General features: G+C 68.4%; 21 protein-coding genes. 8 read left to right on the top strand and 13 right to left on the bottom strand.

The features are described from left to right. Positions 1-27: 27 nt before the first annotated feature. Complete coding sequence (locus AC5Y4H_RS19310; RefSeq protein WP_499984087.1) at positions 28-1,356, top strand: aminotransferase class I/II-fold pyridoxal phosphate-dependent enzyme; 1,329 nt, start codon at positions 28-30, stop codon at positions 1,354-1,356. 7 nt (positions 1,357-1,363) lie between these two features. On the opposite strand, the gene AC5Y4H_RS19305 is transcribed toward AC5Y4H_RS19310, so the two are convergent. The 7 genes from AC5Y4H_RS19305 to AC5Y4H_RS19275 form a co-directional block, all read right to left on the bottom strand. Continuing rightward, entirely contained in the window at positions 1,364-1,531 is a 168-nt protein-coding gene (locus AC5Y4H_RS19305; protein ID WP_499984086.1) for a hypothetical protein, read from the bottom strand. A 55-nt stretch (positions 1,532-1,586) separates the two neighbouring features. After that, complete coding sequence (gene treZ, locus AC5Y4H_RS19300; protein WP_499984085.1) at positions 1,587-3,317, bottom strand: malto-oligosyltrehalose trehalohydrolase; 1,731 nt, start codon at positions 3,315-3,317, stop codon at positions 1,587-1,589. Further along, entirely contained in the window at positions 3,310-5,610 is a 2,301-nt protein-coding gene (gene treY / locus AC5Y4H_RS19295; RefSeq protein ID WP_499984084.1) for a malto-oligosyltrehalose synthase, read from the bottom strand. Before treY ends, treZ begins: the two co-directional genes overlap by 8 nt. 3 nt (positions 5,611-5,613) lie before the next feature. Beyond that, positions 5,614-7,815, bottom strand: coding sequence for a glycogen debranching protein GlgX (gene glgX / locus AC5Y4H_RS19290; protein WP_499984082.1), 2,202 nt, complete (start codon positions 7,813-7,815; stop codon positions 5,614-5,616). A 62-nt stretch (positions 7,816-7,877) separates the two neighbouring features. Then, positions 7,878-10,043: an acetyltransferase SucT gene (gene sucT, locus AC5Y4H_RS19285; RefSeq protein WP_499984081.1), complete on the bottom strand. Its 2,166-nt coding sequence runs from the start codon at positions 10,041-10,043 to the stop codon at positions 7,878-7,880. A 144-nt stretch (positions 10,044-10,187) separates the two neighbouring features. Continuing rightward, positions 10,188-11,009, bottom strand: a complete 822-nt coding sequence (ripD, locus tag AC5Y4H_RS19280) for an NlpC/P60 family peptidoglycan-binding protein RipD (RefSeq protein WP_499984080.1) — start codon at positions 11,007-11,009, stop codon at positions 10,188-10,190. Between the two features lie 319 nt (positions 11,010-11,328). Next, the gene (locus tag AC5Y4H_RS19275) at positions 11,329-11,805 is read right to left on the bottom strand and encodes a hypothetical protein (RefSeq protein WP_499984079.1); all 477 of its coding nucleotides are present in this window, start codon (positions 11,803-11,805) and stop codon (positions 11,329-11,331) included. A 62-nt stretch (positions 11,806-11,867) separates the two neighbouring features. Between AC5Y4H_RS19275 and AC5Y4H_RS19270 the strand changes: the two genes are divergently transcribed. The 4 genes from AC5Y4H_RS19270 to AC5Y4H_RS19255 are packed head-to-tail and all read left to right on the top strand — an operon-like array spanning position 11,868 to position 15,526. Beyond that, complete coding sequence (locus tag AC5Y4H_RS19270; RefSeq protein ID WP_499984078.1) at positions 11,868-13,172, top strand: adenosylmethionine--8-amino-7-oxononanoate transaminase; 1,305 nt, start codon at positions 11,868-11,870, stop codon at positions 13,170-13,172. A 6-nt stretch (positions 13,173-13,178) separates the two neighbouring features. Further along, positions 13,179-14,324 (top strand): 8-amino-7-oxononanoate synthase, encoded by a 1,146-nt coding sequence (locus AC5Y4H_RS19265; protein ID WP_499984076.1) that lies wholly within the window; start codon positions 13,179-13,181, stop codon positions 14,322-14,324. 9 nt (positions 14,325-14,333) lie between these two features. Further along, a complete protein-coding gene (gene bioD / locus AC5Y4H_RS19260; protein WP_499984075.1) occupies positions 14,334-15,014 on the top strand; it encodes a dethiobiotin synthase in 681 nt (226 codons plus the stop codon). Next, complete coding sequence (locus AC5Y4H_RS19255; protein WP_499984073.1) at positions 15,014-15,526, top strand: 2'-5' RNA ligase family protein; 513 nt, start codon at positions 15,014-15,016, stop codon at positions 15,524-15,526. The genes bioD and AC5Y4H_RS19255 overlap by 1 nt, the downstream gene beginning before the upstream one ends. Here AC5Y4H_RS19255 and AC5Y4H_RS19250 read toward each other — a convergent pair. The 4 genes from AC5Y4H_RS19250 to AC5Y4H_RS19235 all read right to left on the bottom strand — a co-directional run bounded on the left by AC5Y4H_RS19250 (position 15,523) and on the right by AC5Y4H_RS19235 (position 19,388). After that, the gene (locus AC5Y4H_RS19250) at positions 15,523-16,887 is read right to left on the bottom strand and encodes a hypothetical protein (RefSeq protein ID WP_499984072.1); all 1,365 of its coding nucleotides are present in this window, start codon (positions 16,885-16,887) and stop codon (positions 15,523-15,525) included. The genes AC5Y4H_RS19255 and AC5Y4H_RS19250 overlap by 4 nt on opposite strands. Continuing rightward, entirely contained in the window at positions 16,884-17,246 is a 363-nt protein-coding gene (locus AC5Y4H_RS19245) for a hypothetical protein (protein WP_499984071.1), read from the bottom strand. Before AC5Y4H_RS19245 ends, AC5Y4H_RS19250 begins: the two co-directional genes overlap by 4 nt. A gap of 4 nt (positions 17,247-17,250) precedes the next feature. After that, positions 17,251-19,083, bottom strand: a complete 1,833-nt coding sequence (locus AC5Y4H_RS19240; RefSeq protein ID WP_499984070.1) for a hypothetical protein — start codon at positions 19,081-19,083, stop codon at positions 17,251-17,253. A 113-nt stretch (positions 19,084-19,196) separates the two neighbouring features. Next, a complete protein-coding gene (locus AC5Y4H_RS19235; RefSeq protein ID WP_499984069.1) occupies positions 19,197-19,388 on the bottom strand; it encodes a hypothetical protein in 192 nt (63 codons plus the stop codon). A gap of 132 nt (positions 19,389-19,520) precedes the next feature. Here AC5Y4H_RS19235 and bioB point away from each other — a divergent pair, with 132 nt between their 5' ends. From bioB to AC5Y4H_RS19220, 3 genes are read left to right on the top strand one after another with little or no spacing between them, the layout of a single operon-like run. After that, the gene (bioB, locus tag AC5Y4H_RS19230; RefSeq protein ID WP_499984068.1) at positions 19,521-20,558 is read left to right on the top strand and encodes a biotin synthase BioB; all 1,038 of its coding nucleotides are present in this window, start codon (positions 19,521-19,523) and stop codon (positions 20,556-20,558) included. A gap of 30 nt (positions 20,559-20,588) precedes the next feature. Further along, positions 20,589-20,816, top strand: a complete 228-nt coding sequence (gene bsaP / locus AC5Y4H_RS19225; protein WP_499984066.1) for a biotin synthase auxiliary protein BsaP — start codon at positions 20,589-20,591, stop codon at positions 20,814-20,816. Then, on the top strand, positions 20,813-21,463 hold the full coding sequence (locus AC5Y4H_RS19220) for a DUF2567 domain-containing protein (protein ID WP_499984065.1): 651 nt from the start codon (positions 20,813-20,815) through the stop codon (positions 21,461-21,463). The genes bsaP and AC5Y4H_RS19220 overlap by 4 nt, the downstream gene beginning before the upstream one ends. Here AC5Y4H_RS19220 and AC5Y4H_RS19215 read toward each other — a convergent pair. Then, the gene (locus tag AC5Y4H_RS19215; RefSeq protein WP_499984063.1) at positions 21,458-22,798 is read right to left on the bottom strand and encodes a lipase family protein; all 1,341 of its coding nucleotides are present in this window, start codon (positions 22,796-22,798) and stop codon (positions 21,458-21,460) included. The two genes, AC5Y4H_RS19220 and AC5Y4H_RS19215, sit on opposite strands and share 6 nt — an antisense overlap. A gap of 160 nt (positions 22,799-22,958) precedes the next feature. After that, positions 22,959-23,684 (bottom strand): NUDIX hydrolase, encoded by a 726-nt coding sequence (locus AC5Y4H_RS19210; protein ID WP_499984062.1) that lies wholly within the window; start codon positions 23,682-23,684, stop codon positions 22,959-22,961. Positions 23,685-23,721 lie beyond the last annotated feature (37 nt).

The raw sequence follows: 23,721 nt of genomic DNA, 5'->3' as shown, positions 1-23,721 counted from the left end.
AGTTTGTTCTAGTACATAATAGATTGCGTGCCAGTACAAAGCAGCATAACCGGTACGGGGGCGGAGTCAATAGCCGCCAGCATCGAAGCCGCGATCTCGGCCGGCGCCCTGGCGCCCGGCGACGCGCTCCCGCCGGTGCGCGAGCTGGCCGCCGAGCTCGGCGTGAACGCCAACACCGCCGCCGCGGCCTACCGCCTGTTGCGTCATCGCGGGGCCGTCGAGACCGCCGGCCGGCGCGGCACCCGCGTGCGCCACCGCCCGGCGACCACCCCGCGCTCGCTGCTGGGCCTGGACGTGCCCGCGGGGGTGCGCGACCTGTCGACCGGCAACCCCGACCCGAACCTGTTGCCCATCGCCGGCGCCTCGCTGGCCGGTTCGGGCGCCGGCGACCCGGTGCTCTACGGCCGACCGGCCCTATCGCCCGAGCTGGAGGAGTTCGCACGCCGCGCGCTGGCCGCGGACGGGATCCCCGCCGATCGCCTGGCCGTGACAAGCGGCGCGCTGGACGGCATCGAACGCACGCTCACCGCGCATCTGCGCCCCGGCGACCGCGTCGCCGTCGAGGATCCGGGCTGGGCCAATCTGCTCGATCTCCTTGCGGCGCTGGGGCTTTCGGCCGAGCCGGTGCGGGTCGACGACGACGGCCCGCTGACCGATGACCTGGCCCGGGCGCTGGGGAGCGGGGTTCGTGCTCTGGTGGTCACCAACCGCGCGCAAAACCCCACGGGAGCAGCGCTTTCGGCGGATCGCGCCGAGTCGTTGCGTGAGCTGTTGGCGCGGCGGGCCCGTGATCTGCTGCTGGTCGAGGACGACCACTGCGCGGGCATCTCCGGTGTGCCGCTGCACACCCTGGCCGGCTGCACCGAGCACTGGGCGTTCGTTCGCTCGTCGTCCAAGGCGTACGGCCCGGATCTGCGAGTGGCCGTGCTCGCCGGCGACCACCGCACCATCGACCGGGTGCATGGCCGGTTGCGGCTCGGTCCGGGCTGGGTCAGCCATTTCCTGCAGCGCCTCGCCGTCGATTTATGGTCCGATCCAGCCGCGGGGGCGCTGGTCGCGACAGCCGAACGGCACTATGCCGCCAGACGTCAACGGCTATGCGGCGCCCTGGCCGAACGAGGCCGGCCGGCGCACGGACGTTCCGGGCTCAACGTATGGGTTCCGGTCCCCGACGAGGCGGTCGCGGTTGCCCGGCTGCTCGGCGCGGGCTGGGCGGCGGCGCCGGGCAGCCGGTTCCGGATGAACACGCCGCCGGGCATCCGCATCACGATCTCCGAACTGGCCCTCGATGAGATCGATCCCCTCGCGGACGCGGTCGTACGGGCGGTGCATCCCGCCGGACGGGCGATCGTGTAGCCGCGGCTCAGGCTCCGTCGTCGTCGTCGGTGACAGCGGGCCCGGGACCGCTATGCGACGGCTCGACGCCGGCCTCCGGCGCGACGTCGTGGCACACGTGGCGCGGGTCCGGCACCGTGTTGGCGCGGTGGTTCGGCTTGTGCAGGCAGACCCGTCGTTGACCGAATTGACTCATGGCGGCATCATCGGGGGTGAGCCCCCGGGCCGCCAGTCAGTCATCCACAGTCCGCTCAGGTCGACAGGATGGCGAACGAATGTCCTTGTAGCACAGTGGCGACCGCATCGACGGTCGGCTCGTCCCAGGCCAGCACCACGTCACCGCTGACCGGGATCCTCACCTGCTCGGCGCCCAGGTTGCACACGATGCGCAACCGGCCGCGGCGAATGGTGATCCAGCGTTCGTCCTCGTTGTAGTCGACGGTGAGGTGGTCCAGCCACGGATCCGCCATGTCGGGGTGGTTTCGCCGCAACGCGATCAGGTCCCGATACAGGCGGTGCAGCCGGGCGTGCTCGCCGGTGTCGACCTCGTCCCAGTCCAGTTTGGAGCGCGCGAACGTCTGGGGGTCCTGCGGGTCGGGGATCTCGTCTGCGTCCCAGCCGTGTTCGGCGAACTCGGCCTTGCGTCCTTCGGCGGTGGCCCGGGCCAGCTCGGGTTCGGGGTGCGAGCTGAAGAACTGGAACGGGGTCGATGCCCCGTATTCCTCGCCCATGAAAAGCATTGCAATGTAAGGTGATCCGAGCGCGAGTGCGGCTTTGACGGCCAGCTGGCCGCCGGTCAGGTTCTGCGACGGACGATCTCCCAGGGCGCGGTTGCCGACCTGGTCGTGCGTGCACGTGTAGGCGACCAGCCGGGTGGCCGGGATGCCGGTCTGCTCGCTGGTGTCCAGCGGCCGGCCATGACGGCGACGCCGAAACGACGAATAGGTGGCGGCGTGGAAGAAACCGTGGCGCAGCGTCTGCGCCAGCGTGGCCAGGCTGCCGAAGTCGCCGTAGTAGCCCTGACGCTCGCCCGAGACCGCGGTGTGGATGGCGTGATGAATGTCGTCGGCCCATTGCCCGGTCAGGCCGTATCCGCCACGGCCGCGCGGGGTGATCAGCCGCGGATCGTTCAGGTCGCTCTCGGCGATCAGCGACAGCGGCCGCCTCAATCGCTGTGCCAGCCAGTCCGTTTCGGTGGCAAGCTCCTCGAGGATGTGGATCGCGGTGGTGTCCACCATTGCGTGGACCGCGTCCAGTCGCAGACCGTCGGCATGAAAATCGCGCATCCAGCGCAACGCGCATCCGATGATGTAGCGGCGCACCTCGTCGGAGTCGGCGTCGGCGATGTTGATGCCCTCGCCCCACGGGTTGCTCGCCGACGACAGGTACGGCCCGTATCTCGGCAGGTAATTGCCCGACGGGCCGAGGTGATTGAAGACCGCGTCGATCAGCACCGCTAAGCCCTTGGCGTGGCAGGCGTCGACGAATCGCACCAGCCCGTCGGGGCCGCCGTAGGGCTCGTGCACGCTGTACCACAGCACACCGTCATAGCCCCAACCATGGCTGCCGGCAAAGGAATTCACCGGCATCAGCTCGACGAAGTCGACGCCGAGATCGACCAGATAGTCCAGCTTGTCGATGGCGGCGTCGAAGGTTCCGGCGTCGGTGAACGTGCCCAGGTGCAGCTCGTAGATCACCGCGCCCTCGACCGCGCGGCCGGCCCACCCGCTGTCGGTCCACGTCGCGGCGCCCGGATCCCACAATTGCGAGCGGGCGTGCACCCCCTCGGGCTGGCGGGGTGAGCGCGGGTCGGGCAACACGGTGGGGTCCTCGTCGAGCAGGTAGCCATAGCGGGCGTCCGGCGCGGTCTTTACGGCCGTGTGCCACCAACCGCCGGCCGAGCGCGTCATGTGGTGCACCTGGCCCTCGACGTCGAGTCGAACCTGCTCGGGTTTGGGCGCCCAGACCCGGAATTCAGTCATGGTGGCGCTCCAGCAGAACCACGGGCAGATCCGCGAACAATTGCGCGGCCGACGTCGGACCGTCGGCGATCACCCCGGTGAGGGCGTCCTTCCACGTTCCGTCCGGCAACGGCAGAACCGTGTTGCCCCAGCCCGTTTCGGCCAACCGAACGGTCCAGCGGGTCACCGCCACCACCACGTCCTCGCCGCGGCGGAAGGCCAGCACGTGATCGCTGGCGTCGCCGTTGGCGAGTAGCGGGACGTAGTCACCGTGCAGGAAGGTGTCCGGGTGGTGGCGGCGCACGCGAAGTGCGGTCGTGACGACCCGGATCTTCGGATGCTCCAGGGCCTGCAGGGCGGCGCGACGGGCGGCGTAGTCGACGGCACGGCGATTGTCCGGGTCGACCAGGCTGTCGTCCCACAGTTCGGTGCCCTGATACACGTCCGGGATCCCGGGCACCGTCAGCGCGAGCAGCTTCTGGGCCAGCGCATCGCTGGCCGCGTGCGGATTGAGTTGGGCGACAAGCTCGGTGAGCTGGCCCGCCACCGGGCCGTCGAGCACGGTGTCCAGCCATCGGTGCACCGCACCCTCGAATTCGGCGTCCGGGTCGTTCCACGACGTGTGCCAGGCCGCTTCCCGGATGGCCTTCTCGGTGTAGCCGTGCAACCGCTCACGCAGCGTGTCGGTGACCTCGCCGCTGACGGACCATACGCCGAAGATGTTCTGCCACAGGAACTGTCCGGTCGCCGGATCGGGGGAAGGCGCGTCGATCTCCCAGCGGGCGAGGAACTCGGTCCACAGCGAGGGCACCTGTGACAGCACCGAAATGCGGGCCCGCACGTCCTCGCCGCGCTTGGTGTCATGGGTGGTCAGCGTCGTCATGGTCTGCGGCCACAGCCGGGCCCGGGTGGCGGCACTGTGATGAAATTCGGCCGCACCGACACCGAAGCGCTGCGGCTCGCCGCCCACCTCGTTCAGCGAAACCAGGCGGGCGTCACGGTAGAACAAACAGTCCTCGACGGCCTTGGCGGTGACGGCGCCGCAGAGTTGCTGCAGCCGGGTGGCCGGCTCGCCGCCGCGGGCCAGCGCCGCGGCCAGCACCTGCAGCGCGGGGCCCAACTGTGATGCCCCCGCCTCGGTTTCGGCCAGTGCGGTGGGCAGCAGAGCGACCAGCCCGGGGTAGTCGCTGCGGTAGACCTCGATATGGGTGAGCAACGCGGCCACCGCCTCGGGTAGCAATGGGTCATCGGCGCCGGCTGCCGCCACGATGCTGCGGCGCAGCCGGCGCAGCTCACTGCCCAGCGTGTCGGTGGCCGAATGAATCTTGAGGTCCGCCAGCATGTCCGGCATCGCTGGGTAGTCCATGCCGGCGGATTCCACCAGTTCGGTCAGCGCGGGGGCACCGGCCGGATCCACCAGTACACCGCCGATTTCGCGCAACACGTCATAGCCGGTGGTGCCGTCGACGGGCAGGGTGGGTTCGAGCGCCTCGTCGACGGCCAGGATCTTTTCGATCACGATCCAGGCTTCCGGGCCGGTCAGTTCGCGCAGCCACGCCAGATACCCGCACGGGTCGGAGAGGCCGTCGGGGTGGTCGATACGGATGCCGTCGACCAATCCCTCCGAGAACCACCGGCCGACCTCGGCGTGGGTGGCGTCGAACACCGCGCGGTCCTCCTGACGCAGGCCGGCGAGTGAGGTGATCGAGAAGAAGCGACGGTAGCCGCACACGCCGTTGCGCCAACCCACCAGCCGGTAGTGCTGACGATCGTGCACCTCGGGGCCGCTGCCCCCCGCGGTGCCGGGCGCGATCGGAAACGCCAGATCGCCCAGGCGCAACAGGTCCCCGTCGACCGTGAGATCGGCGGCGTCGTCGTCGGAACCCAGCACCGGCAGCACGATGCGGCCGTCCTCGTCGAGATCCCAGTCGATATCGAAATACGTTGCGTAGGGCGAAGTCCGGCCGTCGCGCAGCACGTCCCACCACCAGGGGTTCTGCTGCGGCTGGTCGATGCCCACATGGTTGGGCACGATGTCGACGATCAGGCCCATCCCGCGCGTCCGGGCCGCGGCCGACAACCGCGCCAGCCCCTCGCGGCCGCCGAGCTCGGGGGACACCGTCGTCGGGTCGGTGACGTCGTAGCCATGGCTCGATCCCGGGGTCGCGGTCATGATCGGGGACAGGTACAGGTGCGACACGCCGAGATCGTTCAGGTAGTCGAGCAGGTTTTCCGCGTCGGCGAAGGTGAAAGCGAACCCACTGGATTCACCACGCAGTTGCAGCCGGTAGGTCGAGATGACGGGTAAAGCCATGCGTCACTGCGTCTTACGCAATACCAGCAGTGAGCGCGAGGGCAGCGACACCTTCTCCTCGGCGGTCACCACCTGATCGGCTCCTTCTTTGCGGCCAGCGGGTTCGTTGGTGTCCAGTTCCACGGTCCACTCTTTCGCATAGTCGCTCTTCGGCGTCACGAAGTCCACCGGATCTTCACCGGCGTTGAAACACAACAGGAACGAGTCGTCGACGACCTGTTCACCGCGGGCGTTGGGTGCGGTGATGGCCTCGCCGTTGAGGAACACCGCGACACATTTGTGAATGCTCTCGCCCCAGTCCTCATGCGTCATCTCGCGGCTGCTCGGATTCAGCCAGGCGATGTCGCGCACCTCGTCACCGCTGCGGATCGGTTCGCCCTCGAAGAACCGGCGACGGCGGAACACCGGATGCCGCTTGCGCATCGTGGTCACCCTGCGCGCAAACTCCAGCAGGTCGGCGTTCTTGTCGACCAAAGACCAATCCATCCAAGACAATTCGGAGTCCTGGCAGTACACGTTGTTGTTGCCGTTCTGGGTGCGGCCGAGCTCGTCACCGTGCGCGATCATCGGCGTGCCCTGGCTGAGCATCAGCGTCGCCCAGAAGTTGCGCATCTGGCGGCAGCGCAGCTCGGTGATGTCGGGGTCATCGGTGGGACCTTCGACGCCGCAGTTCCACGATCGGTTGTGGCTCTCCCCGTCGCGGTTGTCCTCCCCGTTGGCCAGGTTGTGCTTCTCGTTGTAGGACACCAGGTCGTTCAGGGTGAACCCGTCGTGTGCGGTGACGAAGTTGATGCTGGCGCTGGGACGCCGGCCGGTCGCCTCGTACAGGTCCGACGACCCAGTCAGCCGCGAAGCGAACTCGCCCAGGGTTGCGGGCTCGCCCCGCCAGTAATCACGCACAGTATCGCGATACTTCCCGTTCCACTCGGTCCACAAACCCGGGAAATTTCCAACTTGGTAGCCACCCTCGCCGACGTCCCACGGCTCGGCGATCAATTTGACCTGGCTGACGATCGGATCCTGCTGCACCAGATCGAAGAACGCGCTCAGCCGGTCGACGTCGTGCAGTTCGCGGGCCAGCGTGGCGGCCAGATCGAAGCGGAACCCGTCCACATGCATCTCGGTCACCCAATAGCGCAGCGAGTCCATGATCAACTGCAGCACGTGCGGATGACGCGGATTCAGGCTGTTGCCGGTGCCGGTGTAGTCCTTGTACCGCCGCAGGTCGGTGTCGACCAGCCGGTAGTACGCGGCGTTGTCGATGCCACGAAAATTGATGGTCGGCCCGAGGTGGTTGCCCTCGGCGGTGTGGTTGTAGACGACGTCGAGGATCACCTCGATGCCGGCTTCGTGGAAGCTGCGCACCATCGACTTGAACTCGGCGACGCTGGACGTGCGGTTGGCCGCGTACTCGTTGTTCGGCGCGAAGTACCCGAATGTGTTGTAGCCCCAATAGTTTCGCAAACCGAGGTCCAGCAGCCGGAAGTCGTGCATGAACTGGTGCACCGGCATCAGTTCGATCGCGGTGACCTGCAGCGACTTCAGGTGGTCGATGACCGCCGGATGGGCCAGCCCGGCGTAGGTGCCCCGCAACTCCTCGGGAACGCTCGGATGGGTCTGCGTCATGCCCTTGACGTGCGCCTCGTAGATGACGGTCTCGTGATAAGGGGTCAGCGGAGCGCGGTCGGATCCCCAGTCGAAGAACGGGTTGCTCACCACGCTGGTCATGGTGTGGCCCAGCGAATCGACCATCGGGGGAATCCCCGGGTCGATCCCGTCGGCGTTGGGGCCATCTGGATCCACGGCCTTCAGGTCGTAGGAGAACAGCGCCTGGCCGAAGGTGAAGTCGCCGTGAAAAGCCTTGCCGTACGGGTCGAGCAGCAGCTTGCTGGGGTCACACCGGTGGCCGGCGGCCGGATCGAAGGGTCCGTAGACCCGAAATCCGTAGCGCTGGCCGGGGGTGATGTTCGGCAGATAGGCGTGCCAGACGAATCCGTCCACCTCTTCCAAGGGAATCCGCGACTCGCTGCCCTCGTGGTCGATCAGGCACAACTCGACCTTCTCGGCGATTTCGGAGAACAACGAGAAGTTGGTTCCCGCGCCGTCGTAGGAGGCACCGAGCGGATACGGGTTGCCCGGCCACACGGTGGCGAGTCTGGGTTGGTGGTTACCGCCTGCTTCTGAAGCGGGACTGTTGGTTGACACCCATCGACCTTATCCGCGCACGGGCGCGCTCACGCGTGTTGGAGGTCAGGGAGTAAGGCGGGTCACCACCAACCGGTGGCCTCGGCGATCTGGCGGCCCAATTCGGGTGCCATGGTCCGCACGTAGGTAGGGGACAGGTGGTGGGCCCCGTGGTATATCAAGATGTTTCCCTCGACCGGGCGGCACACATCGGTGCGACAGATCGCGTCCGACATGTCGAGCACCTTGAGCTGCGGGAACTGTGCGACGAAATCGAGCGTCTGGTTGCGATCGGAGAGCATGTCGGAGCGTTTGATCGCGCACGACTGCGCGCTGCCGCCCCGTTTGGCCAGGCAGTCGGCCGGGTCGAACGGTTGACCGTTCTTGACCAGCCAGGGCGTGTCTCGCATGCCAAGGATGGGAATGTTGTTGTCGGACAACGTTTGCCAGATTCCGATATAGGTGGCAGGCATCACATCACCGGTCTTGATGTTCCAGGGCCGGGTGGTGGTGGTGAAGACGTAATCGGGCCGGTCGGTGACCAGCTTGGTCATCGTTCGCTGTACCCATTCGCGGCACTGGGGGTAGGGGGCGTTGTTGCCCATGATCAGCGGGACCTGCTCGGTCGACAGCGGGCAGCCCATCTTGAGGTACGTCACGACCTTGAAGCGGTGCAGCTTGCCCAGGATGTCCAGCGCGGGCAGCCAGTGCTCGGCGTGCGACCCGCCCGCGAGTGCGATGGTCCGGTCGGCGGCCACGTCGCCGTAGGTGCAGGTGACCACGGCGGGATTGACGAAGTCGCTGATGCACCCGTCCCGGGTCGAAACGGGTAGGTCCTGCTTGACCTCCAAGACCGTGGGGCGCATGGGCAACGCGGGCACGCGCAGGTGTTCGGTGAGGGCACGAGCGCCCGGATAGTCCTGCGGATTGAGGACGCTGAGTTCCTTACCGGCCGCCCGCAAGACCGTGACGTGCTGGCGCCAGGTGAATGAGGTCGCGGTCAGCGTCACGCCCAGCAACACGATGGCCGATCCCAGCACCATCGTCGGCCGGGCCAGGCGCGTCGCCCACGGAATCGTCGGCACCGCCGCAACCGGCTTCGAGGATGCGCGGTAGCGCAATGGGTCCTCGACGAGCCGGTTGGTCAGATAAGCCAGCCCGCCGGACACCAGCAGCAGTACCGCGCCTTCGACGAAGTCCGCGTGCTTGTGGCCGCTGTAGGACAGCCAGAAGATCAGCAGCGGCCAGTGCCAGAGGTATAGCGCGTACGCCATGGCGCCCAACTCCACCAACGGGCGGGTAGCCAGCAGCCGATTGGGCAGCGGCAGCCGGCCACCGGGACCGTCCTGCAGGTTGGCTCCGACGAGGATCATCAGCATGGCTGCGCCGACCGGTACCAGCGCCCAGGGGCCGGGGAATTCGCGCACGCCGTCGATCAGCGCCCCGCAGGACAGCACCGCGCCGAGCGCGATCGTGGCCAGCACCGTCCGCAACCACATCGGCCAGTTGACGCGGGTGACCAGCGCTCCTACCAGCGCGCCCAGCAACAGCTCCCAACCCCGCGCGAAGCTGTTGTAGTAGGCGGCCGCCTGGTCCTGCTGATGCGCGATGATCGCGTAGACGAACGAGGCCACCGTCAGCGCGGTCAGCACCCCGAGGAACACGGTGCGTAACCGAGCGCCCAACGGGCGCCGGAACAGATACGTCAGGCCGGCGATCAACACCAGGAAGCTGACGTAGAACTGGCCCTGCACCGACATCGACCAGATGTGCTGCAGGGGACTGACCGCTTCGCCCGCCCGGAGGTAGTCGGATGCGGTGTTGGCGAGCTCCCAGTTCTGGTAGTAGCCGAGGCTGGCGAGGCTTTGATCGGCGAACGTCTCCCAGCGGGTCTCAGGTTGAACCAGGATGGTCAACACCGCGCAACCGGCCAGCACCACGACGAGGGCGGGAACAAGGCGTCGGGTCAGCCGGATCACCTCGGACACCGGCGACAGTGTCACAGCGGGGTTCAGCGCGGCGCGAATCACCTTGCCGCCGAAGAAGAATCCGGACAGCGCCAAAAAAACGTCTACCCCGCCGGAGACCCGGCCGAACCAGATATGGAAGGCGGCGACCAGCGCGATCGCAACGCCGCGCAGGCCGTCGAGATCGTAGCGATAAAACCCCTTGGGCCCTCCCTTGTGCACCCCCGAGGCCCGCGGATCGGCGATGGCGTCCGGCGCAGGAGAGGGTGGCGGGGTCTGCATGATCGACAGTCAATTTACCGAAAACCCGCCACCGGCTCCCGACAGCTCGCGGTGCGGCGGCTGCTCAGGTGGGTCGATGAGCTTCCGCGCCGGGCGGCGGGGGCCAGATGGCGGGCGTCGGACGGTCGGGAAGGGACCGGGAAATTACCTGCCGATGCCGGCGCCTGTGGGTTGCAGCGGCGACTGCTGGGTGGGCAGCTGCTGCACCGGGGCCTGCTGGTACGGCGACTGCTGCAGCGGTGCCTGCTGCAGCGGTGCCTGCTGCAGAGGTGCCTGCTGCAGAGGTGCCTGCTGGGCGGGCAGCTGCTGTGGCGTCTGCTGGTACGGCGACTGCTGGAGGGGGGCCTGCTGGGTGGGCAGCTGCTGGGGGGCCTGCTGAGCGGGCAGCTGCTGTGGCGCTTGCTGGGCGGGCAGCTGCTGAGGTGTCTGCTGTGGCGCTTGCTGCAGCGGCGCCTGCTGCGCCGGCGCGGAGACACCGAGAACCCGGACCATGTAGGGCGTCATGCCGTTGGCGCGCACCGGAGAGACCTGCACGACGTCGCCGACCTCGAGCATCTGGTTGTTGCCCAGGTACATCGCGACGCTCTGCGTGCCCTCGGGGCCGTAGAAGATCAGGTCACCCTTCCGGGCCTGCTGCGGCACGATTTTCTGGCCGACCCGGTAGATGGCGCCCGACGACCGCGGCAGCTTGATGCCGGCGCCGGCGTAGGCGTACTGCATCAGCCCGGAAGCGTCGAAACCGACCGTGTTGATGCCGGTGCCGGTGCCGCGGGTGGGGCCGTTGACGCCGCCACCGGCCCAGGAGAACGGCACACCGCGCTGCGACAGACCGCGGGCGACCACCACGTCGGTGGCCTGCTGGTAGTCCATCGACCTGGCGCCCGGGTCGGCGGTCGCGATGGTGGGAACCACCATCGGCGCCCCGAGCAGGGCCAAGCCGATCGCGAAGGCGTAGATGCGTTTCATTTTTCCTGGCCTCTCAGGCGCTCAATGGCCTCGGCGCGGTGACTTCGCGCGTCCGCCCCCGGTTCATGAACCAAGCGAGGCCCCCACGCTGGGGCCGGACGCCGTCCATGGCACATGCGAAGTGAATCAGCGTCAGGCCGCTGTATTCACATCAGTCACACAAGCCACTTTGACAACAGATGGTGTTAGCCGCCAGGTCCACACGGGATTTTTTGTCGTACCGTGACCGGACGGTGACTGGCGCGCCCAATCCCGTATGCGCAGTTGTGATTTCGGTCTCAGTCAGCCGCACGCCCGCCGGAGGCCGGCGGCGGGGCGATCAGAGCCAGTAGCGTTCGCTGAACATCGTCAACAGCGATCCGGCAATAGAGCTGACCATCACCAGCGCCAGCGCCAGCACCGGCCAGAAGGACATGTACCAGCCCTTCAGCAGGGAAACAACCGGCCCGATGACCGCCGCGGCCATCGCCGCACCGATGCCGCCCCACACGACCGGGTGAATGTACAGGTCGAGCCCGTAGGGAACCGGTCCGCAGGTCTCGTCCTCGCAGACGTTCGCTAGGAAGCCGAAAAGCCGGGTCGGCCAGGTCGTCGCCGTGGCGAGCACCGCGAGCAGGACCAGCAAGGCGACGGTGCAGATGATGTCCCAGGGCGCCACCCGCACGCGCAGCACGCGGGGCGCTTCGTCGTCGTACTCCACCAGCGGGTAGTTGGTGTCCCGGGACCAGCCCGGCCCCGGCGCGGGCCCGGCTTCGGCTCCGGGCGCTGCGCTGTCGGGCTGCTGCGGCGTGGCCATGACATTCCATGCTTCCCGACGTCGGAGTTTTGCGCGAATCGGCTGCTTTACGCTCGATGACTATGCCCGCGGCGAAGGCCGGCCTGACGCCCGATCAGATCAGCGCGCTCGACGCCGCGCACCTCTGGCATCCCTACAGCACCATCGGCGCCGAATCCGTCGCGCCCGTGGTGGCGGTCGGTGCCCGCGGCGCGTGGCTCACGCTGATCCGCGACGGCAAGCCCGTCGAGGCGCTCGACGCCATGAGCTCCTGGTGGACCGCGATCCATGGCCACGGCCACCCGGTGCTGGATGCGGCCCTGTCCGCCCAGCTCGGCGCCATGAACCACGTCATGTTCGGGGGCCTGACCCACGAACCCGCGGCGCGCCTGGCCCAACTGCTGGTCGACATCACCCCGGCGGGACTGGAGACGGTGTTCTTCAGCGACTCCGGGTCGGTGTCGGTTGAGGTGGCGGTCAAGATGGCGCTGCAGTACTGGCGCAGCCGCGACCTTCCCGGCAAGCACCGGCTGATGACCTGGCGAGGGGGGTACCACGGCGACACCTTCACCCCGATGAGTGTCTGCGACCCCGACGGCGGCATGCATTCGCTGTGGACCGACATCCTGGCCAAGCAGGTGTTCGCCCCGCAGGTGCCGAGGCGCTACGACGCCGGCTACAGCGCGGCCTTCGAGGAGTTACTGGTCCGGCACGCCGCCGAGCTGGCCGCCGTCGTCGTCGAGCCCGTCGTGCAGGGCGCCGGCGGCATGCGCTTTCACGACCCGCGCTACCTGCGCGACCTGCGCGACATCTGCCGGCGGCACGACGTGCTGCTGATTTTCGACGAGATCGCCACGGGCTTCGGGCGCACCGGCGAGCTGTTCGCCGCCGACCACGCCGGCGTGAGCCCGGACATCATGTGCGTTGGCAAGGCGCTGACCGGAGGGTATCTGACGCTGGCCGCGACCTTGTGCACGGCCGACATCGCCCACACCATCAGCGGTGGCCAGGCCGGAGCGCTGATGCACGGCCCCACGTTCATGGCGAACGCGTTGGCCTGCGCGGTGTCGGTGGCCAGCGTCGAGGTGCTGCTCGGGCAGGACTGGCGGGCGCGGGTCGGCGAGATCGGCGCCGGCCTGGCGGCCGGGCTCGAGCCGGCGCGGGCGCTGCCCGGCGTCAGCGACGTACGGGTGTGCGGCGCCATCGGCGTCATCGAATGCGAAAGCCCCGTCGACCTGGCAGTGGCCACCCCCGCGGCGCTGGACGGGGGCGTCTGGCTGCGCCCGTTCCGCAACCTCGTCTACGCGATGCCGCCCTACATCTGCACGCCCGACGAGATCGCCCAGATCACCTCGGCGATGGTGCAGGTCGCCCGCCTCGTAGGCTGAACGCCGATGAAGGCACCGATCGAGGTCTCCCCGCTCGCCTGGCTTGAAGCCGTGGAGCGGCAGCGCCGCGAGGCCGGGCTGCGCCGCTCGCTGCGGCCGCGTCCCGCGGTCGCCACCGAGCTGGATCTGGCCTCCAACGACTACCTCGGGCTCTCGCAACACCCCGACGTGATCGATGGCGGGATCGCCGCGCTGCGCATGTGGGGTGCCGGGGCGACCGGTTCCCGGCTGGTTACCGGCGACACCGAGTTGCACCAGCAGTTCGAGTCCGAGCTGGCCGACTACGTCGGCGCGGCAGCCGGACTGCTCTTCTCCTCGGGCTACGCCGCCAATTTGGGCGCCGTCGTCGGGTTGTCGGGCAGGGGTACGCTGCTGGTCTCCGACGAGCATTCGCACGCGTCATTGGTGGATGCCTGCCGGCTGTCGCGAGCGCGGGTGGCGGTGACGCCGCATCGCGACGTCGGCGCCGTGGAGGCGGCGCTGCGGGCGCGTGACGAGGAGCGCGCGGTCGTCATCACCGAGTCGGTGTTCTCCACCGACGGCGCGCTCGCGCCGCTGCGCGAACTGCACGAGGCGTGCCGTCGTCACCATGCCCTGCTCATCGTCGACGAGGCGCACGGTCTGGGGGTGCGCGGCGGCGGGCGCGGGCTGGTGCACGAGGCCGGGCTGGCCGGTGCGCCCGACGTGGTCATGACCACCACGCTGTCCAAGGCGCTGGGCAGTCAGGGCGGTGCGGTGCTCGGGCCGGCATCGGTGCGCGCCCATCTCATCGACGCGGCGCGGACGTTCATCTTCGACACCGGCCTGGCCCCGGCGGCCGTGGGCGCCGCGCGGGCCGCGCTGGCGGTGCTGCGGTCCGAGCCTTGGCGGGCGGGCGCGGTGCTGCGCCACGCCGGCATCCTGGCCGAGGTCTGCGGCGTACCCGAGGTGCCGCAGTCGGCGGTGGTGTCGGTGATCATTGGCGACCCGGACGCGGCGCTGGCCGCCGCGACCGCCTGTCTGGATGCCGGCGTGCGGGTGGGCTGCTTTCGGCCCCCGACCGTGCCGGCCGGGACGTCGCGGCTGCGGCTGACCGCACGCGCGTCGCTGGACGACGCCGAGCTGGAGGTCGCGCGCCGCGTGCTGGCCGATGTGCTCGTCAAGCTTGGCTGAGGCGCGCCGGTGACGGTTCTTGTCGTCACCGGCACCGACACCGGGGTCGGCAAGACGGTCGCTACCGCGGCGCTGGCCTGTCACGCCCGTCAGGCCGGCCTCGACGTCGCGGTCTGCAAACCGGTCCAGACCGGCACCGAGATCGGCGACGACGACCTCGCCGAGGTGGCCCGGTTGTCCGGGGTGAGCGAGCTGGCCGGGTACGGCCGCTATCCGCAGCCCCTGGCGCCGGTGGCCGCCGCCGATGCGGCCGGAATGCCGCTGCCCACCCGCGAGCAGCTGCTGGCGCTCATCGGGCAGCTGGACCGGCCGCGGCGGCTGACGTTGGTCGAGGGCGCCGGGGGGCTGCTGGTCGAACTGGGCGAAAACGGTGTCACCGCACGCGATCTCGCCGCCGCGCTGGGCGCCGCGGTGCTGGTGGTGGTCAGCCCGTCGCTCGGCACCCTGAACCACACCGCGCTGACTCTGGAATCGATTGCCGCACAGGGGCTTTCGTGTGCGGGCCTGGTCATCGGCAGCTGGCCCCGGCGACCCGGGGTGGTAGAGACGACCAACCTGTCCGCGCTGGCCCGGCTGGCCGCGGTGCGCGCCGCGCTGCCGGAGGGGGCGGCGTCGCTGGACACCGCCGCGTTCGCGACGTTGTGCGCCAGCGCATTCGACCGCGACTGGGTCACCTCGCTGGTGGCCTGATGGTCCACTCCATCGAGCTGGTCTTCGACCGCGACACCGAGGTGGCGATCCGGCACCTCTGGGAAGCGTTGGCCGCGGCGGGAATTCCCAGTCAGGCGTTCGCCAGCCGGCCGCACGTGACGCTGGCCGTCGCCGAAGGCATCACCGCCGACGTCGACGAGCTGCTGCGCCCCGTGAGCGAGCAGCTGCCGCTGCGCTGCCGCATCGGTGCGCCGGTGTTATTCGGTCGCGCCAGTGCGGTTTTCGCGCGGCTGGTGGTGCCCACCGGCGAGCTGTTGGCCCTGCACGCCCAGGTGCATCGGGTGTGCGCCCCCCACCTGAAGCCCGCTCCGATGCCCAACAGCCTGCCCGGTCAGTGGACCGCGCACGTCACGCTGGCGCGCCGCGTCGGCGGAGCCCAACTCGGGCGGGCATTGCGCATCGCGGGCCGGCCGACCCAAATCGACGGCAGCTTCGCGAGTTTGCGCCGCTGGGACGGCAACAAGAAGGTGGAGCACCTGATCAGCGGCTAGCCCCCAAAGAGCAGGTACAAACCGGTGAAAGTGTAGCCGACCATCACCAGCATCATCGTCAGCTGCCCGGTGAGCTGATGGCCGGCGGGCAGCAGCCGCAGCGCTTTGTCGTGGGCCGCGATCACCGCGACGATGTGCCCGGTGACCACGCACGTCACCTTGACCGCGGCCAGCACCGGAGGGTGCATGGACAACACGTAGGCCACGTGCAGGTGCGCCAGGCCGAGCAGATTCCACCCGTGCCCGAACGGGTCGGCCAGCGCGAAGACCGCCTGCTGTCCACGTTCCACCAGGTAGGACAGGTAGTGGGCGAAGATGTAGCCCACCACGATCGGGATCAACGAATGCGCCATCTGGCCGGGCAAGTCGCGGCGCTGCTCCGCGGTGACCCCGCCGGTGGCGCGTGCCGCGAGTGAAAAGGTCACTGCCACAACGCAAATGAAAACGATCAGTCCGGCCGTCCGCAGCACCGACGACGCCAATGCCGGTGGAGCGCCGAATTCACGGGTGAGCTGATCGGACAAGCCGCGCCACGTCGGCGACGCCGAGAAACTGTCGAACGCCGTCGAGCCCAGCAGCACCGCCAGCAGCACCACGACACCGGGCCGGACCGGCAGCGACGGCAGATGGTCGAGCGGGTTCCCGACGACGATCTTGCCGGTCTCCCGGTTGCGCCGAAACGGCGAGAGCCGCGACACTGCCACGCTGTACACGCCGAACGGGTCGGCACGGGCCAGCCAGCGCTGCCCGCACAGCCAGGCGCCGACCAGCATCAGCACGGCGTAAACGGCTATCCACGCCCTGACCCACGGCAGCGACGCCGAGTTGGGGCTGGCCAGCTCCATCCAGACGAACGCGAACAGGCCGAACGCGGCGGGCCGATAACCCCAGCCCTCGGGGTAGGACAGTCGGGGCCGGCCGAACCGGTCCGGGGCGACGCGACGCAGCAGCAGATACACCGTGCGCATCGGCGACAGCACCCGCCACACCGGCCCGATGACTAATGACAGCGCCACCAGCCCCACCCACAGCAGCACGTAGAACGCGCCGAGAAGTGCGTTGGACTCCGATTCGGGACCCCACACCCCGGCGGCCACCGCCCACGCCGCGAACACCAGGGCCACCAGCGCCGCCGACCACCGCGTCACCCGGGAGTCGACCAGCGTCGTCAGCGCCGCCGGCAAGGGCCGGCCCGGCTTGAGCGGATCGAATCGTGGCCGCCGCCACGCGAACGCCACCAGGGCGAAGGTGAAGGTCAGTGCCCAAGCCGCCCCGACCATCGCGTAGGCGTAGGGCACCGGGAGGTCACCCGACCCACCCAGACCGTGCGCGAGCACCACCGCCGCGGCGGCGGAGCTCACGACTGCACTTGGATGGTTGCGATGGTGCGGTCCAGATGGTGCAGCTCCATCGCGACGTTGCCGGGAACGTCGACGGCGAATCCGAACGTCTGGTTGGGTGCGGCCGCGACCTGAAACTTATGGTCGGGTGTCGAATGCACGTGCAGCTCGTCGGTGGCGTCGCTGGTCACGTGCAGGGTGATCTGCTGATGCACCTTGGCCTGCAGCGTGGCATTGGTCGGAGTGACCTGCCCCTTGGCGATGGTCACGTCGATCGTCAGCGGTGCCGCCGGAGACTTACTGGTCGAGCCGCCGCACGCGACCAGGCCGCAGACCAGCGACGCCGCCCACGCGGCAGCCAGGGTGCCTCGAAATGACATCGTCCTACGCCGCCCGCGGAATCGGTTGCTTGTCTTCCACCGGTTCCGGTTCGGCGAGGGAGTTGTTGAGCCGGCCGGCGCCCCAGGTCAATGCCGCGATCACCATCAGCGTCAGGAACAGCACCACGATCCCGCCCGCGGTGAACAACCAGGCCGGCGCACTCTGGTCGCGTTCGCGCTGCAGGATGGTGACCTCCAGGACGAACGGCCGCGTGCTCGATGCCAGCGCGGGAACCTCGGGGGCCGGAATGGCGGCGTCGGCCGGTTCCCAAATCGGCACGGCCGTCATCGTCCGGCCGTCCTGCACTCGGAGCAGGGTCTTCCATTCCCCCCACACCGGAACCGGTTGAGTGGAGCGGTAATGCCCGGGCCCGATCTTCGCGAGCCGGTCGATGACCAGGCCGCGGTCGTTATTCATGCGCCCCTGCCAGGACAGGATCGTCAGCCAGTCCGGATTGTCGCTGACCATGTCGGCGGGTAGGAGTTGGACGTCGGCCGACACCATGCGCTGCCCCGGTGCACTGGGCAGGTCGGTCAACGTGACGGTGGCGTTGTTCTGGCCTGGCACGACGATGTGCAAGCCGTTGGCGACCGCGCCGCCGATCACCAGCACGGTGGCGACGACCACCGAGATGCCGACGGCGCGCCCCGGGAGCCGCTGTCCGGTCAGCACCATGCCGAACATCGCGCCGCACATGCCCATCAGGACCGCTACCGGCACGGCCATGGCCAGGGCCTCACCCCACATGCTGATCGGCCAGGGGTAGTGGTACACCGCCACGATCCACAGCGACTCCAGCCACAGGCCGACCGTGCCCACCCCGAGCCCGGCGACGGCGCCGAACAGGATGGGGCGCTTGAACAGCGGAGTCAGGGCGATCAGCTCGACCGCCAGCGCGGGGCCCAGGTACAGCGGGAACCAGTTGATCGGCGCCCCCAATATCGGGCCGACCAGCAAGGCGACCCCGCCGCGCAGGGCAATGGCGAAGACGGCCGCGATCAGGGCCGCCCCCCGCCCCATGGTGGTGCGGGCGGCGACCGCCGCCAGGGCCGCCGCGCCGGCGATCAGCATGGGCTGCAGCACCAGGCGGAATTGCGGAACGCCGAAGTCGTATTCGATCTGGTACACCGACAACCCGATGAACAGTCCGCCAAAGGACAGGTACCGCAGGAAGGTGATGAACGCGCCATGGTAGACGCCCTCGCCTTCTTCGGCCTCACCCTCGCGTTCGAGCATCAGCACCGCGAACAACGAAAAGCAGGCACCGCCGATCATCATCAAATGCGTTGGCCCCCAGAGGGTTACGTCTTGGCCGAAGATGCGGTGCCAAATGTCGTCGAGCGGGAATCCGATCATCGCGTACAGCCCACAACCGGCCATCAGCACGCCGCCCACGGGTGCGTGCCAGTTCTGCGTGATGCGCACCGCCGCCGGACCGGGCTGGTCGAACGGGAGCACGACCGCCGTCATTCCCCCAAGGAAGATTCCGAACAAACCGATGATGATGAAGTAGTGGGCCGGGTTGGCCAGCGGCCCGGGGTCGCGGCCGTTGCCGATATGCCAGCTGACGTCCCAGATGAAACCGAACAACGCGCAGATGATGGACGTGGTGAACACCAGCACCGGCAGGGCGACCCAGCCGGGCCGGTGGAATTTATCGCCGACCTTGTCGGCGACGCGGGTCAACCAGTGACTGCGATGGGTGCGATGCGCGTAACCCACCCAAAGCAAAAGCAGCGTGATCACCACCGCGGCGATCGATAGCCCGATCACCTGATTCAGCCCCGCACCGCGTGCCGGTGCCTCAGCAACAATCGTCAGTTCGTTCGACCGCATCGTCGTGCCTCCCAACCGCGCCGGGCTGCCCCGGAGGATCCGATAGATGTCAACCGCTTATTACTGCCAAGTAGCCTCGTGATTGTTTGTTTAATGCCCCGATGCAGGGCTCGTCAATCACGCTTTTTGTCCGGCGTGTCGGAATGGGAGGCGTCGGTTACCGAACGCGTGGCGTTGCGGCCCTCGCGGCGGTCGCGCAGTGCGATGTACAGGATCACCCCTACCACGATCACCGCAGGCAGGAACGCCGGCGCCGCCAACAGCAGGTAGTGGTGGGCCAGGATTTCGACGTGCGGAGTCACCATGGTCGTATACCCGTAGGTAGGTCGTGTACTTCGGCCGTTACCCTACTTTGAACACTTTTCATTCGGGCTGCCATCACCACGTGGCAGGTGTGTCCCCACGTGCGGACACCAAAAAGAGGCAGGGAGTACCTGGTGACGCAAGCGGCAACTCGACCGACGGCCGAGACCGGCAACGACGAGGACATCTTGGCCGTGGCCCGGCAGCAGGTGCTGGAGGGCGGCAAGGGATTGCGCCGGGAGCAGGTGTTGCGGGTGCTGCAGCTGTCCGACGACCGGCTCGATGAACTGCTGGCGCTGGCGCACGAGGTGCGGATGCGCTGGTGCGGACCCGAGGTCGAGGTCGAGGGCATCATCAGCCTGAAGACCGGCGGCTGCCCGGAGGACTGCCACTTCTGCTCGCAGTCGGGGCTGTTCGCGTCGCCGGTGCGCAGCGCCCGGCTGGACATTCCGAGCCTGGTCGAGGCGGCCAAACAGACCGCCAAGTCCGGCGCCACCGAATTCTGCATCGTGGCGGCGGTGCGCGGCCCCGACGAGCGGCTGTTGGCCCAGGTCGCCGCCGGTATCGAGGCGATCCGCAACGAGGTGGAGATCAATATCGCCTGCTCGCTGGGGATGCTGACCGCCGAGCAGGTCGAGCAGCTCTCCGAGATGGGCGTGCACCGCTACAACCACAACCTCGAGACCGCCCGCTCGTACTTCACCAACGTCGTGACCACCCACAGCTGGGAGGAGCGTTGGGAGACGCTGTCGATGGTCCGTGACGCCGGCATGGAGGTCTGCTGCGGCGGCATCCTCGGCATGGGTGAGACCCTCGAGCAGCGCGCGGAGTTCGCCGCCGAGCTGGCCGAACTCGGCCCCGACGAGGTGCCGCTGAACTTCCTCAACCCGCGGCCCGGAACCCCGTTCGGCGACCTGGAGGTCATGCCGGCCAGCGAGGCGCTGAAATCGGTGGCCGCCTTCCGTCTGGCGTTGCCTCGCACCATGCTGCGGTTCGCCGGTGGCCGCGAGATCACGCTGGGGGATCTGGGCGCCAAGCAGGGCATCCTGGGCGGCATCAACGCCGTGATCGTGGGCAACTACCTGACCACGCTGGGTCGTCCGGCCGAATCCGACCTGGAATTGCTTGACGATCTGCAGATGCCCCTCAAGGGGCTCAACGCCAGCTTGTAGGCCGGCTGTCGCGGCTAGGGTTGGAGACTTGTGGTTGGCGATCCGGGCGCTGCGGTGAGTGCGGGCGTCTACAACGTCTACACCGGGGAATTGGGGGGCACCTCAGTGCCGACAGCGGCTGAGTTGGGTCTCGAGCCTCCCCGGTTCTGCGCGGCGTGCGGGCGCCGGATGGTGGTGCAGGTTCGCCCCGATGGCTGGCGGGCGCGCTGCTCGCGGCACGGTGAGGTCGATTCCGGCGATCTGGAGACACAGCGGTGACCGAGCCGGCCGAGTCGCAGGCTGTGGATGTCGCCGCTTCCCGAACGCGAGCGCTCCTGGTCGTCGTCCTGGGGTCGGCGCTCACCGGTGTGGTGCTTGGTGGCGTGTGGGCGTGGATCGCCCCCCCGATCCACGCCGTGGTGGCGCTCACCCGCTCGGGTGAGCGCGTGCATGACTATCTGGGCAACGAGTCCGAGCTGTTCTTCGTCGCGCCGGCCCTGATGCTGGGGCTGCTGACCGTGCTGGCGGCGGTGGCCTCGGTCGGGGTGTGGCAGTGGCGCGAGCACCGCGGGCCGGCAATGGTGGTCGCATTGTCGAGCGGCATGGTGGCGGCGGCCGCCGCGGCCTCGGCGGTCGGGGCGGGGCTGGTTCGGCTGAGGTACGGCGCCCTGAACTTCGATGCGGTGCCGCTGACGAAAAGCCCGTCGGTCGCGTATGTCGTGCAGGCGCCGCCGGTGTTCTTTTCGGACGGCCCGCTGCTGATCGCGGTGACCCTGTTATGGCCGGCCGGTATCGCGGCCCTGATCTACGCCGTGCGTGCGGCCGCGGACGCCCGCGACGACCTGGGTGCGCTTCCGCCGCAGCCTAGGCCTTCCGAAGCGCTGTCGGTTGGGGGCGGAGGCGCCGCGGAAGCGCCCACGTCATAGCGGACGACGGCCGATCCTGCGGCCCGTGACGACCTTTGCCGCGATCTTCATCAGGCGCGCCATCCCGACGTAGGTCATCGGGTTGAACATCGTCGGCCACGTGGTCCGGATCAGGTGTTCGGTCAGCGGCCGACTTTCGAAGCGATCCGTCAGCCAGCGCAGGGCCATGGGCGCCGACAGAGGATGCAGCATCATGTGCTCGTTGAAGGCGTCGCGATGGTAGGTGACGTGGGCGCCGCCGGCGGAATACGCGTCGGCGAGCACGTCGATATCGTGCACATCGATCAGGTAGTCGTGCACCGCTTGCACGATCAGCACCGGCGGGGTCGGGACCGCGGCGCCCAGCTTGATGTGGTCGAAGACGTAGGTGACTTCCGGGGTGGACAGGATCTGCTCGAGCGGCTCGTCGAGGTAGTCGCCCATGTTCTTGCCGGCCATCCGCACCACGGCTTCCACCGTCGTCATCTTCTCCAGCGAGTCGAGCAGGGCGCGCCCCTCCTCGTTGGTGTGCTCCCGGATCACCCGGTCCAGATCGGGGTAGATGTGGGCGAGCGCGGCCACCACCAAGGCGGGAAGCCCGGACAATAAGCTGCCGTTGAGCCGGCGGAAAGTGTTACCGAGGTCCCCGACCGGTGAGCCCAGCACCGCCCCGACGACGTCGAGTTCGGGCGCGTATTCGGCGCACATCTCGGCGGCCCACGCGCTGGCCAGTCCGCCACCGGAGTACCCCCACAGCCCGACGGGGGCCGAGGAAGAAAGGTTCAGGCGCTCCGAGCTCCGCGCGGCCCGGATCCCGTCCAGGACGCGGTAGCCGGGTTCGTACGGCGCGCCCCACAGGCCCCGCAACCCCTCGTGGTCGGGCACCGAGACGGCCCACCCCTCGGCGACTGCGGCGGTAATCAGGAAAAGCTCGAACTGGCCGATGGCGCCCAGCGCCTTCGCCCGACGGCGCAGCGCGTAGGAGGGAAAACAGCGCGACGAGACGGCGTCGATCGCGCACTGATACGACAGCAACGGGCACGACTGGCCCGGTGCCAGGTCGGCGGGGACGATCACCGTCGTGGCGGTGGCCTCCGGCTCGCCGTTCATGTCCATGGTCCGGTAGAGCAGCTGGACGGCCTTCATGGGTTGCGGGATCAGCCCGAGGAATGCCAGCTCGACGTCGCGCGAGCGGAGCACGGTGCCGGGCTCGGCGTGCTGGAAGCCCAGCGGCGGCTGGTAGAACGGGTCGTCCGAGGGCAGCAGGGGACGCACCTTGTGCTGCAGTTCCTCGTGTGGCGGCCGGGCGATCCATTCCGCTCCGTGCGTGCCTGCCAAGTTGCCGAGCTCAGCCATTGAGGCTCCCTTCGTGGCCACCCGGCATTCTCGCGCACGAAAGGCAGGTAACCAAAACGCAATCGCCGCAGTGTGCGCGACTTCTCGTCATATTGGCCAGGTCAGAGACCTAGTGAAGTCGAATTGCCCCCGCGCCGCCCGACGACGCTTTCCCACCAGCCTAGCCTGGCAAACCCGGTGGCTTGAGCGCGGCGAACTCGTCGGTCACCCGCAACGCCGCATCGGTGAACCGATACAGTGCGGCCGGACGTCCGCCGCTGCGACCGGATTGTGCGATGGTGCCGGTCGCCGTGATCACGCCGCGCCGGGCCAGCACTCGCTGCAGGTTCGTCGCGTCGACCTGATAGCCCAAGGCGGCGCCGTAGATGTCGCGCAGCGTGGAAAGCGCGAATTCCCTTGGCGCCAAGGCAAAGCCGATGTTGGTATAGGACAGCTTGGCAATCAGCCGGGTCCGGGCGTTGTTCACCATTTGACCGTGGTCGAAGGCCATCGGCGGCAGGGCGTTCACCGGATGCCAGCGGGTGTCGGGCGGCAGTTCGGGGCTGGCGGGGGAGGGCACCAGGCCCAGGAAGGTCGACGCGATCGCCCGGGTGTCCGGCACCCGGCGCGGGTCGGAGAACACCGCGAGCTGTTCCAGGTGAGCCAACTCTTTGAGGTCCACCTTCTCGGCGAGTTGCCGCCGGACGGAGGTGATCATGTCCTCTTCGTCGCGCAGCTGCCCGCCCGGTAGCGACCACTTGCCCTGTTGCGGCTCCCTGGCGCGCTGCCATAACAGCACGTTCAGCTGCGGTTTCGCCGTGTGGCGTCCCTTTGTAACCTGTCCGGCCACTCCGCGAACCTGGAACACGACCGCGAGCACTTCATGCGCGGTGCTACCATGGGCCATGTTTTCGATTATAAGTCGAAAACCTCCTGGGCCGAAA

The sequence above is a fragment of the Mycobacterium sp. NGS58 genome, from assembly GCF_059812385.1.
The sequence above is the reverse complement of the archived record's forward strand: the minus strand, read 5'-3'. Positions and strand labels throughout refer to the sequence as shown.

Bases quoted from the DNA above. Each gene is read 5' to 3' on its own strand.
- AC5Y4H_RS19305 (WP_499984086.1), bottom strand. From the start codon at position 1,531: ATGAGTCAATTCGGTCAACGACGGGTCTGCCTGCACAAGCCGAACCAC.
- treZ (WP_499984085.1), bottom strand. From the start codon at position 3,317: ATGACTGAATTCCGGGTCTGGGCGCCCAAACCCGAGCAGGTTCGACTC.
- treY (WP_499984084.1), bottom strand. From the start codon at position 5,610: ATGGCTTTACCCGTCATCTCGACCTACCGGCTGCAACTGCGTGGTGAA.
- sucT (WP_499984081.1), bottom strand. From the start codon at position 10,043: ATGCAGACCCCGCCACCCTCTCCTGCGCCGGACGCCATCGCCGATCCG.
- ripD (WP_499984080.1), bottom strand. From the start codon at position 11,009: ATGAAACGCATCTACGCCTTCGCGATCGGCTTGGCCCTGCTCGGGGCG.
- AC5Y4H_RS19275 (WP_499984079.1), bottom strand. From the start codon at position 11,805: ATGGCCACGCCGCAGCAGCCCGACAGCGCAGCGCCCGGAGCCGAAGCC.
- AC5Y4H_RS19270 (WP_499984078.1), top strand. From the start codon at position 11,868: ATGCCCGCGGCGAAGGCCGGCCTGACGCCCGATCAGATCAGCGCGCTC.
- AC5Y4H_RS19265 (WP_499984076.1), top strand. From the start codon at position 13,179: ATGAAGGCACCGATCGAGGTCTCCCCGCTCGCCTGGCTTGAAGCCGTG.
- AC5Y4H_RS19255 (WP_499984073.1), top strand. From the start codon at position 15,014: ATGGTCCACTCCATCGAGCTGGTCTTCGACCGCGACACCGAGGTGGCG.
- AC5Y4H_RS19245 (WP_499984071.1), bottom strand. From the start codon at position 17,246: ATGTCATTTCGAGGCACCCTGGCTGCCGCGTGGGCGGCGTCGCTGGTC.
- AC5Y4H_RS19240 (WP_499984070.1), bottom strand. From the start codon at position 19,083: ATGCGGTCGAACGAACTGACGATTGTTGCTGAGGCACCGGCACGCGGT.
- AC5Y4H_RS19235 (WP_499984069.1), bottom strand. From the start codon at position 19,388: ATGGTGACTCCGCACGTCGAAATCCTGGCCCACCACTACCTGCTGTTG.
- AC5Y4H_RS19215 (WP_499984063.1), bottom strand. From the start codon at position 22,798: ATGGCTGAGCTCGGCAACTTGGCAGGCACGCACGGAGCGGAATGGATC.
- AC5Y4H_RS19210 (WP_499984062.1), bottom strand. From the start codon at position 23,684: ATGGCCCATGGTAGCACCGCGCATGAAGTGCTCGCGGTCGTGTTCCAG.